Origin of the sequence: Mesorhizobium dulcispinae, assembly GCF_033977345.1 — a bacterium.
Taxonomy (GTDB): Bacteria; Pseudomonadota; Alphaproteobacteria; order Rhizobiales; family Rhizobiaceae; genus Mesorhizobium; species Mesorhizobium dulcispinae.
Map to the genome: position 1 here is coordinate 58,578 of NZ_JAVIIY010000023.1, position 9,970 is coordinate 68,547.

A 9,970-nucleotide genomic window follows, 5' to 3' on the forward strand; every position below is an offset into this window, starting at 1 on the left:
GCGACTCAGTTGACGTTGCGCACGAAGCGGCTGGCTATCTTCAGCAGCCAGGTGACGAACACGATGATGATGATGAGGTAGATCATGGCGAGCATGGTGCCGTAGCCGACATTCGAGCGGTCGCGATACTCGCGGTAAATGAAGCTCGAAACGGAATCGGTAGCGCCGCCAGGGCCGCCGGACGTCACCGTGATGATGATGTCGGCGAGCTTCAGCTTGAAGATGATGCGCAGGATCACCGCCGTCACCGACACCGGCAGCATCAGCGGGAAGGTGACCTGCCAGAAGGTCTGCCATGTGGTTGCGCCGTCGACGCGCGCCGCCTCGATCACCTCGCGCGACATCGCCTGTAGCCCGGCGAGCAGCATGATCATCATGAACGGGATGAAAGTCCAGGCGTCGAGCACCATGATCGAAATGCGGGCGGCAAGCGGGTCCGAGAAGAAGGCGGGATTATCCCAGCCGAGATGACGCGCCAGCGTGGCCGCCGGCCCGAAGCGGTACTCCATCAGCGACTTGCCGATCATCCACGACACGGCGACCGGGGACAGCATCAGCGGCAACAGGAAGACTACCCGGAAAAATTTCCGGGCGCGGATCTGGGCATTAAGCAGCAGCGCCAGGCCGAACGCGATGGCATATTCCACCAGCACCGCGAGAACATAGAATACCATGTTGACCAGCGCGTTGCGGTAGTAGGGGTCGCCCAGCATCTGCCAGAAATTGTCGAGCCCATTGAACCTGCGGCCGGCGAAGGAGCTGAGGTTCCAGTCGGTCAGCGCAATGTAGAAGCCGAACAGCGTCGGGAAGATCACCATGGCGATGGTGAAGAGCAGCGCCGGCAAGAGGAACAGCGCGCGCTGGCCGTCCTCGCCGCGCGTCAACACCTGCCAGGCGCCGAGCGCCACGCCCCACAGCACATAGGCGTAGACCACGGGACGCCAGGTGTAGAAGCCGACCGTGTCGACTTCGGTCTTATAGAGGATCTGCATCACGATCGTCGCGAGCAGCGCGAGCGTCGCGGCAATCATCAGGACCCAGCCGAGGCGCTTGCGGCCGGGCGGGATCAGATCGCTCGCCGTGGAATTTGCCGGCCATGCATTCGCGGTCGAAGTCTGCTCAGCCACGCCTCTCGCCTCTTTGTCCGAATGACCGGCCAGAGCCGGTCAAGATACGGCCCGGCGACGAGGTGTCGCCGGGCCGCGACTTCTCCTGAAACAGCCTACATGCCGAGCGAGGCTTTGTAGAGCTTGATCTGGTTCTCGCGTCCGATCTGGTCGGTCAGCTTTTCCCAGGCGGCGGCGATGGCATCGGCGCCCTCCTGCGCCTTCATCTTGCCGGCGAAGGTGTTGGCCAAAATGTCCTCGGCGGCGCTGTAGTACTGGAAGATGCCGGGGATGCGTGGCTCGATCGCCGCGTTCGGATGGTTGTAGCTGTCGGCCTCCGACTTCAGGTAGGAGCTAATGAATGCTTCGTCATAGCCGGCCGCCACCCATTCCGGAATGTTGAAATGGGAGTTGCGGTAAGGCTGGAAGCCGGACGGATAGGCCGCGCACCACAGCGACAGATCCTTGCCGCCGAGATGGGCCGCCGCCGACCACGCGGCTTTCTTCTTCTTCTCGTCGCTGTCGACGCGGGCCATGACATAGACGCCCCAGCCCAGATAGGCGCAGTTCGGCGCATAGTTCGGGCCGCTGGCCAGCTTGTCCCACTTGCCGGTCTTGGAATTGTAGACATCGTCGGAGCCGGGCAGGATCGAGAAGCCGGTAACGTCGCCAACCACCGAGGAGTCGTTGGTCTTGACGTTGGAACCGACGTCGCCCCACCAGGCCACCATCGAACCCGTGCCGCCGAGAAACTGACTGAACGCAGTCTGATTCGGGTCGGCGTTGATTTGATCTTGCGGCTCGGAAGGCAGTGCATCGATCACGTCCTGGATCGCTCGCACCCAGGCCGGGTTGTTGATGCGCGGTTTCATCGTATCCGGATCGAATAGCCAGGCCTTGTCGTCGGGGTGCTTGGCATAGGCGCTGGCACGGCTGCCGAGGAAATAGAAGCCGAAACCGCCCCAAGGCTTGGGCGCGTCGAGATAGCCATAGACGTCCTGGCCCTTCACCTGCTTGCCTTTGAGGAACTTGGTCACGACCTGCACCTGCTGCCAGGTCTTCGGCACGCCCCATTCCGTCAGGCCTGCCTTGTCGCCGCTGTCAGCTTTCCAGGCTGCCGCCAGATCGGAGTCGGAGAACACGTCGGTGCGGTAGTTGAAGTTGTGTGTATCGCCGTCAACGGTCACGCGATACTGCTTGCCGTTCCAAGTGCCGACCGGAGGCTTCAGATAGGCCACCAGGTCATCCATATCGATCTGCTTCCTGACCCAGTCCGGCATTTCGGAAGTAAGGCCCTTGCCGCAGACGTCGCCTTCGAACGGTGCACCCATCTCGACGATATCAAAATCGATCGTATTGGTCGCAATCGCCTGCTGCAGGCGCGGATTGTAGTCGGCCTGGGCAAGATCGATCCAGTTGATCTTGGCGCCGGTATAGGCCTCCCATGGCTTCAGGAAGCCGCGGAACAGCACGTTGTGCAGGTTCTGGTTGTTGAGGCCCATGAAGGTGAGCTCAACGCCGGCGAACTCGCCTTCCTTGACGTTGGCCTTGGTCGCTTCCAGGCAAAGCTCGCCGACCTTCTGGAAGTCGGCGTCCGTCGGCTGGCCTTTGCCGACGCCTGGAATCTGCAGGATTTTCGCGCGCAGATCATCTGCGGCGGCGGCCGGTTTGGTCAGCGCGCCGAGCCCGGCGCCTGAGGCCGCCGCGAGTGCTGCCATGCTGGCAGCGCCCTTCAGCAATTCGCGGCGGGTCGCCCCGGCGCGCACCAGTTTTTCGTAAAGATCGACTCTCATCGCAAGGTTCCTCCCAGAACTTCAGTCGTGAATTGATTTTGCCAATCTCTCGGACGTCGAAACGTCTGCGGTTCTCCTATACCATAGGGGGACGTGGGACCCCACCCTGCGTCGCCTGGAGTTCCGATTTTCCGGGACAAGGACCGGGTGTCGGATTGGCACTCGCTACTATTCGCGTAATCGATTACCTTGTCAACAAGAATGGCTTTTTATCTATAAGATACCGACTTGCCCTTGCCGTTGGCAATGGCTAGCTTCACCGAAAAAGATAGGGGAGACGATGGCTCAAGTCGCAATCGCCAATGTGGCCAAGGCATTCGGAACCGTCAAGGTTCTGCACGAGGTCAGCGTCGATATCGCCGACGGCCAGTTCGTCGTGCTGGTCGGCCCCTCGGGATGCGGCAAGTCCACGCTGCTGAGGATGGTGGCGGGGCTGGAAACGGTGTCCGGCGGAACGATCTCGATCGGCGACCGTATCGTCAACAATCTGCCGCCCGCCAAGCGCGACATCGCCATGGTGTTCCAGAACTACGCGCTCTATCCGCACAAGACGGTCGAGCAGAACATGGCTTTTGCGCTGAAGCTGCGCGGCACCGACCAGGCCGTCGTTGCCGAGCGGGTGAAGCGGGCGGCCGACATCCTCGACCTCAATCCCTATCTCAAGCGCTATCCGCGCCAGCTTTCCGGCGGCCAGCGCCAGCGCGTCGCCATGGGCCGCGCCATCGTGCGCAATCCGCAAGTGTTCCTGTTCGACGAACCGCTCTCCAACCTCGACGCCAAGTTACGCGTGCAGATGCGCACGGAGATCAAGGAACTGCACCAGCGGCTGAAGACCACCACCATCTACGTCACCCACGACCAGATCGAGGCCATGACCATGGCCGACAAGATCGTGGTGATGCGTGACGGCCGCATCGAGCAGGTCGGCGCGCCGCTGGAACTGTTCGACCGACCGGCCAACCTGTTTGTCGCCGGCTTCATCGGCTCGCCGGCGATGAACCTGCTCAAGGGTACGGTGAGGAAGGGTGAAAGGCCGGTGGTCGACATAGCGGGCTCAGCTTTTCCGGTGCCTGCCGGCATCGCGACCGAGGACGGACAGGCCGTCGTCTATGGCGTGCGCCCAGAGCATCTGGAAATCCATCCCGAAGGTGTGGCGTCAACGATTTCGGTGGTCGAGCCGACGGGCTCGGAGACGCTTGTGTTCGTACGCTTCGGCGAGGGCGAGATGGTGGCGCTGTTCCGCGAGCGTCACGACTTCAAGCCGGGCGATACGCTGAAGCTCAGGCCGCGCCTCGAACACGTCCATCTCTTCGACGCAGGGACCGGCAAGCGTCTCTGACCGTAAACAGACTTCCAAGAGGAAATCATGCTCAAAGGGATCAATCCGCTGCTCAATGCCGATGTGCTCCAGGCGCTGCGGGCCATGGGCCACGGCGATGACCTGATCATCGCCGACACCAATTTCCCATCCGATTCCGTCGCGAAGCAGACGGTGCTCGGCAAGCTGCTGCGCATCGATGCGCCGGCAGCCGATGTGGTGAAGGCCGTGCTGTCGCTCTATCCGCTGGACAGCTTCGTCGACGACGCGGCCGCGCGCATGGAGATCGTCGGCAAGCCGAACGAGATTCCGCCGGTGCAGGAGGAAGTGCAGAAGGAAATCGACGCAGCCGAGGGCAAGTCCTGGCCGATGATCTCGATCGAGCGCTACGCCTTCTACGAGCGCGCCAAGAAGGCCTATTGCGTCATCCAGACCGGCGAGCGCCGCTTCTATGGTTGCTTCGCCTTCCGCAAGGGCGTCATTCCGCCGGATGCGGAGTAGAAAGATGGCAGCCGGCAAGCCCGTCGTCATGAAGCCTGTTGTGATCTTGGGCGTCTTCGTCGCCGACACCGCCTATCGCGCCGATCGCCAGCCGCGCCTGGGCGAGACGATCCTCGGCAACTCGTTCAAGCTCGGACCGGGCGGCAAGGGTTCGAACCAGGCGGTCGCCGCCGGCAAGCTTGGCGCCGATATCACCTTTCTGACCCGGCTCGGCGTCGATGCCTTTGCCGACATGGCCAAGCAGACCTGGACGAGTGCGGGCGTGAAAAGCGCCGTGATCGACACGCCGGACAGCTATACCGGAGCGGCCTACATCTTCGTGGAAGAGGGCAGCGGCAACAACGCCATCATCGTCAGCCCGGGTGCCGCGATGCTGATCTCGCCCGCCGACATCGAGGCTCATGCCGACCTGATCAGCTCGGCCGGCGTCTTCGTCACCCAGCTGGAGCAGCCGATCGAGGCGGCGCTGAAGGCGCTGAAGATCGCCCGCGAGGCTGGGGTGACGACCATCCTCAACCCGGCGCCCGCAGCTGCGCTGCCGGATGGCATCTACGCGCTCTGCGACTATGTCACGCCCAACGAGTCCGAGGCCGAAGGGCTGACCGGTATCACCGTTTCTTCGGTCGATGATGCCCGCCGCGCCGCCGACGCCTTGCTGGCGAAGGGTGTCGGCGCCGTCATCGTGACGCTCGGCGAGAAGGGCGCGCTGCTGCACACCAGGGACCGCTCCGACCATGTCGGCGCCGTCAATGCCGGCGCTGTGGTCGAAACGACGGGTGCGGGCGACGCCTTCAATGGCGGTCTGGCGGCAGCGCTTGCCAAGGGCGTCGAGCCGCTGGAGGCGGTGCGCTTTGCCTGCGCCGTCGCCGGCATTTCGGTGACCCGCCCGGGCACGGCGCCGTCCATGCCGACGCTCCAGGAAGTCGAGGCGTTGCTGGCGAAGGGTTGAAGTCGCCAGCGTCGCGCACAACCTCGCTGGCGCTACCCGCATAGCGCCCGACCGGCGCCTGCCACAACCCTTATAATTCGGTGCCTTGCGACCACACGGTGGCATATTAGCCACGGTTAATATTATTCGGCGCCGACGCCTTGCATCAACAGCGTAGGTGTCCCGTAATGGGTCACTGTGCCTGGCATCGCAATTGCACTGTCAGCAATGCCGGGGGCGGACCGTGCCCCGATAGCCGGGGGGCAGATTTGGGGCCCCCGCCGCTCCGCGAATGGGGCGGCGGGGCTCTTCAACAGTTGAGTCGAGGGCCGCCTGAACAAAGCCTGGGGTGCCATGCCGATGTATTTTCCTCAATTTCTGGTGGGCATGTTCGCGACATCGTTCATCATCGCAATCTGGGCTGAGCTGGAGACCGGCTCTGTGTGGAAGGCGCTCGGCTGGGCCATCCTTGCGATGATCATTCTTCAGGTTGGATACGTCGGACTGGTGGTCCGGCTGGCCCTCAAACGGGGATCGGAAGATACCGAGGCAGACTTGGTATCGGCAAATTCCACAACACCGGTCCATCGAGCGCGTCCGCGCTAGTCGGTTCGAGGCGCAAAAACCGCCTCTCACTGAAATTGCCGGGATTTTCGCGACGCAGCGCTGTCGCAATTTCGTGCAATGGCAATCCCGCGCGCCATGGCCGGCCGAGTCCAGGTCTCAGTCCGCCGTTCGGAACGCAACCGAAGCGCGCGCGTTCACTGTCTTGACCGAACACAAGGCAGCCCGGTTCCGGAACGGCGCGATGAAAAAGCCCTATGAAAAGCCAACGCTTGTAAAGCGCGAGAAGCTCACCGCGCGAACCGCCCAGATTGTCGCCTCCGGTGTGGTATTGGGCGACTGAATGCCGCTAGAGCGGTTCAGCTTTTCACAGAAATCGCTGATCCGCTCTATGTTTTTTCCGCAATTCCGGACGGAAAAGCGTTCCAGACTTTCCTGGAATTGTTAAAGAATCTTGCTGGTCAGTTCCAGTTTCGTCGCAGCACCTTGCTCGCTGCCGGGCATATGCACGACGCGCAGGACGCGGAGGTCCATATTGGACCCTTCGATCGGCATGGACACGCTTTCACCCACCCGCGGCAATTCCTGGAAAGCGAGTTCCTCCACATCCCTGGCGTCGTCAATCGAAACGCGACATCTCACAGTCATCTGTCTCTCCCGTTTTCGGCCCTTTCGCGGAACGAGGCAGCTACGGAATGGTTCCGGGAATAGCCCGGCCTGCTTTGGCGGATGAGATCGGCACATAGCAGCAAGCCGGGCTGTGCACCGGCGTTGGGGGGCGGGGTAGCCGGCGCAGGGGGAAAGTGTTCGTTCGCCCGCGATTCGGCAATTGCAACAGAGGTCTGATGCCGGGCGCAATGGTCTTAGAGAGCAGGGCCCGGTCGGATGGCGCTTCCGTCGGAAAAGCGCGACAGGCGGAACCGGCTGAGATCGTGCCCGATCTCGTTTCCCTGAATCAGATCGGAGACGACGCGACCGATTCCCGGCCCGATGCCGAAGCCGTGACCGCTCATGCCCGTTGCGACGACAAGGCCGATGATCGCCTGCACGCGATCAACCACGGGGACGACGTCCGGCATTGCGTCAATCATGCCTGCCCAGCTTGCCTTCAGGCGGACCGACTCGAGCTGCGGGAACAGGCGCCTGAAATTGCGTTCGATCGAACGGACACGGGAACGTTCGGGAGCCGGATCGAGCACCCGCATTCTTTCGAAAGGACTTTGGGACTCCGGCGTCCACTGACGCGGCGTCGACCAGCCGTCCGGGTAGCCTGCGGGTGCGGCCGGCGAATAGCGTGATCCGAACGGATCGGCCATGAGGGCGGGAAGATATTTCGTGGCGTGGCGGAATGCGTCGGGGCCCAAGTGGAGCAAATGACTGCCTCCCGGGGCGAGCGTGTATCCGCCATCCTGCCTGCGTCTGAAAGCGATATGCTCTCCTGCCGCGGCACCTGCATGGATCTCAGGCAGCGGCTCCGTTGCCGCGGCGGTCGACCTGACGCTGAGCTGGGGAATGGAAACCCCATGTCTTCTCAGGAACAGGGAAGACCACGCACCGCCCGCCAGCAGAACGCTGGACGTCTCGATGTAACCCGCCTCGGTCCACACGCCGCTGACCCTGCCGGCCGAGATCTCCAGGGTTCGCGCCGCGCAATTCTCCACGATCTTGACGCCTTTGCGGGCCGCCAGCCGAGCGAGCGCCGGCACCGCCACCCAAGGCTCGGCCCGCATGTCGGAAGGTGTCGTCATCGCGCCTTTGAAGCTGCGTGACATGCCTTTGATGAGATCCGCGGTTTCCCGTGCGTTCAGAAGGCGAGTATCGATCTTATGGGCGGCAGCGACCTTCATGAATTTTTCGAAGCCGGCCATTTTGTCATCCGTGCTTGCCAGGTAGGTCACGCCTGTCTGCTGCAAGCCGATGTCTTCGCCGCATTCCTCAGCCAGCTGCCGCCAGTGACGGGACGCCTCGATCACGATCGGCAGCTCGTCCGCATCGCGGCCCTGCTTGCGGATCCATCCCCAATTTCGGGAGGACTGTTCGGCTGCAATCCGTCCCTTTTCCACCATCGTCACGGAGATGTTGCGCCGCGCAAGAAAAAGCGCCGTCGTCACGCCGATGACGCCGCCGCCGATAATCACCACGTCAGAACTTTTCGGCGGCGGACCGGGATATTGAATCGGGGTCGCTTCGGAGAACGGGAACTTGGGCAAATGAGGCATCCTGAAGAAAGCTGTGACAGCTATGGGCTATCGGTAGCCAGCTTTCTTGAGGCAGTTCCGGGGAAGAGGGAGCACAGGCTGCCGACGAGCGAGGCTGATCTTCGCCCAGAGAGGGCATAGCCAGCACGTGCAGCCACGATTCAACGATCGATCACATCGGATAACGTTTCGTTCCACTTCCGTTTCAATGGAGGGTCATCCAGATAGCACTTTGCCGAAAATATTTCGCTGCAGCGTAGCGCTATATGTCCCGTCGTTCGCAAACCGGTCCCAGAGAGCGAAACAGGTTGTGAGTGCGGCCAGAGCCAGAATTGTGCGCATTAAAAACTCCCACAAGCGCCTGAAAAACGCTTGATGGTAGGTCCGTCTCTGTATGGAAGCCTATTGCTAATATAGTAGGTAGCTCAGCGCGATACCTACGCCAATCGCAAGACCAAAAGCGGTATGTTCTGGCAAGCGGTCAGTTGAGGTAGGCCTTGCCGAGGAAGCTAACCGGCGATCGCCAGCCCAATGCCGATGCCAACGCCAATAGCAATGCCCAGGAAGAGCTTGCCGGCGAGGTTTAGGGCATAAGCGCGGACAGTAGCAGATACATCTATACGGGGCTCTCTGAGGGCCGCCGCGAGTTCATCGAACATCGCTTCCATGGTTGCCACCTGCGATTTCTTCGAGCGGGAAGACTAGATCAGTTCTGGTGAGATGTGAATCCCTCCGGTCCATCAAAGTCTAACGATCAGGAAAGCGCGTTGGTAGGCACGTGTGGTAACGGTTGGTTCAACCATTGCTGGTATATATCAAAGGCAGGTGGCGGCCCCGACAGCGGGCGGGGGTGCGCTGGGTCTGCCGGAGCCGCCTGCGCGGTAGTGGGCACTGACCCGCGCTGTCCCAGAATAGGACAGCGCGGGTCTATAATTAGTTAAAGCTAATTGATGTCCCCGCCTTTTAAGTCGGCTTGTCGACGAGGGCCTTCTTCCTCGAAGGCGGCTTGTAGGCTGTTACCAGTCTCAGAGTGTCCGCATTCACTGTAACCGGGACGCCCCGGTCCACCGTGACCCACTCACCATCGATATGGGTGACGTCGCCGACAAGCTCTATCTGCTGGCCCTTTTTTACCTTGGCTGAGGCCGGAAACTTTGAACCAGTCAGTGCGCGAAGCCAAACTTCGTCAACAGTTGCGAGGGGCAATCCGCAACCGGTTGCGCATCAACCTCGTAAGCGTTTGACCCTGCGTACTGGCGTGCTGCAGCTCCATCACAGACGTATCCTTTCCCACCGGGTAAGGCGCAAACAAAGCTTTGCCCAAACCATGGAGGTGAGACGAAAGCTCTATGCTCTTGGTGAAGCCAGGCCCGAGTATTGCCCGAACATCGAAACTGGCTGGTTCAAGATGGGAGCCATGGGTTACTAGCTTGGGTCCCTGCCTCGCGAAAATCCTGCAGCTCGCTGAACTTCTCAATGGGCTGATCAGCTAGTCACCTGAATCTGAAGTTCGGTTCATTGTCTTCTGGCAGAAACGCTTGACCGATGCGAGGATCTGGTCG

General features: G+C 61.4%; 10 protein-coding genes. 5 read left to right on the plus strand and 5 right to left on the minus strand.

Features of this window, described 5'->3' with window-relative positions; all coding sequences use genetic code 11:
* Positions 1-5: 5 nt before the first annotated feature.
* Positions 6-1,127, minus strand: a complete 1,122-nt coding sequence (locus RFN30_RS29400) for a carbohydrate ABC transporter permease (RefSeq protein WP_320265561.1) — start codon at positions 1,125-1,127, stop codon at positions 6-8.
* A gap of 95 nt (positions 1,128-1,222) precedes the next feature.
* Positions 1,223-2,899, minus strand: coding sequence for an ABC transporter substrate-binding protein (locus tag RFN30_RS29405; RefSeq protein ID WP_320265562.1), 1,677 nt, complete (start codon positions 2,897-2,899; stop codon positions 1,223-1,225).
* A 280-nt stretch (positions 2,900-3,179) separates the two neighbouring features.
* Between RFN30_RS29405 and RFN30_RS29410 the strand changes: the two genes are divergently transcribed.
* The 5 genes from RFN30_RS29410 to RFN30_RS29430 all read left to right on the plus strand — a co-directional run bounded on the left by RFN30_RS29410 (position 3,180) and on the right by RFN30_RS29430 (position 6,553).
* Positions 3,180-4,238 (plus strand): ABC transporter ATP-binding protein, encoded by a 1,059-nt coding sequence (locus RFN30_RS29410; protein WP_320265563.1) that lies wholly within the window; start codon positions 3,180-3,182, stop codon positions 4,236-4,238.
* A gap of 27 nt (positions 4,239-4,265) precedes the next feature.
* On the plus strand, positions 4,266-4,718 hold the full coding sequence (locus RFN30_RS29415; protein WP_320265564.1) for an RbsD/FucU family protein: 453 nt from the start codon (positions 4,266-4,268) through the stop codon (positions 4,716-4,718).
* A gap of 4 nt (positions 4,719-4,722) precedes the next feature.
* Entirely contained in the window at positions 4,723-5,667 is a 945-nt protein-coding gene (gene rbsK / locus RFN30_RS29420; protein WP_320265565.1) for a ribokinase, read from the plus strand.
* A 339-nt stretch (positions 5,668-6,006) separates the two neighbouring features.
* Complete coding sequence (locus tag RFN30_RS29425) at positions 6,007-6,252, plus strand: exopolysaccharide production repressor protein (RefSeq protein ID WP_320265566.1); 246 nt, start codon at positions 6,007-6,009, stop codon at positions 6,250-6,252.
* A gap of 202 nt (positions 6,253-6,454) precedes the next feature.
* Positions 6,455-6,553 (plus strand): putative RiPP precursor, encoded by a 99-nt coding sequence (locus RFN30_RS29430; protein ID WP_320265567.1) that lies wholly within the window; start codon positions 6,455-6,457, stop codon positions 6,551-6,553.
* Positions 6,554-6,654: 101 nt separating this feature from the next.
* Here RFN30_RS29430 and RFN30_RS29435 read toward each other — a convergent pair whose 3' ends face one another.
* The 3 genes from RFN30_RS29435 to RFN30_RS29445 all read right to left on the minus strand — a co-directional run bounded on the left by RFN30_RS29435 (position 6,655) and on the right by RFN30_RS29445 (position 9,076).
* Positions 6,655-6,858: a hypothetical protein gene (locus tag RFN30_RS29435; protein WP_320265568.1), complete on the minus strand. Its 204-nt coding sequence runs from the start codon at positions 6,856-6,858 to the stop codon at positions 6,655-6,657.
* 215 nt (positions 6,859-7,073) lie between these two features.
* Positions 7,074-8,420, minus strand: coding sequence for an NAD(P)/FAD-dependent oxidoreductase (locus tag RFN30_RS29440; RefSeq protein ID WP_320265569.1), 1,347 nt, complete (start codon positions 8,418-8,420; stop codon positions 7,074-7,076).
* 497 nt (positions 8,421-8,917) lie between these two features.
* Positions 8,918-9,076: a hypothetical protein gene (locus RFN30_RS29445; protein ID WP_320265570.1), complete on the minus strand. Its 159-nt coding sequence runs from the start codon at positions 9,074-9,076 to the stop codon at positions 8,918-8,920.
* Positions 9,077-9,970 lie beyond the last annotated feature (894 nt).

What these genes read in the sequence shown, in the direction of transcription:
- RFN30_RS29405 (WP_320265562.1), bottom strand. Translation starts at nt 2,899, where the DNA reads ATGAGAGTCGATCTTTACGAAAAACTGGTGCGCGCCGGGGCGACCCGC.
- RFN30_RS29410 (WP_320265563.1), top strand. Translation starts at nt 3,180, where the DNA reads ATGGCTCAAGTCGCAATCGCCAATGTGGCCAAGGCATTCGGAACCGTC.
- RFN30_RS29415 (WP_320265564.1), top strand. Translation starts at nt 4,266, where the DNA reads ATGCTCAAAGGGATCAATCCGCTGCTCAATGCCGATGTGCTCCAGGCG.
- rbsK (WP_320265565.1), top strand. Translation starts at nt 4,723, where the DNA reads ATGGCAGCCGGCAAGCCCGTCGTCATGAAGCCTGTTGTGATCTTGGGC.
- RFN30_RS29425 (WP_320265566.1), top strand. Translation starts at nt 6,007, where the DNA reads ATGTATTTTCCTCAATTTCTGGTGGGCATGTTCGCGACATCGTTCATC.
- RFN30_RS29430 (WP_320265567.1), top strand. Translation starts at nt 6,455, where the DNA reads ATGAAAAAGCCCTATGAAAAGCCAACGCTTGTAAAGCGCGAGAAGCTC.
- RFN30_RS29435 (WP_320265568.1), bottom strand. Translation starts at nt 6,858, where the DNA reads ATGACTGTGAGATGTCGCGTTTCGATTGACGACGCCAGGGATGTGGAG.
- RFN30_RS29445 (WP_320265570.1), bottom strand. Translation starts at nt 9,076, where the DNA reads ATGGAAGCGATGTTCGATGAACTCGCGGCGGCCCTCAGAGAGCCCCGT.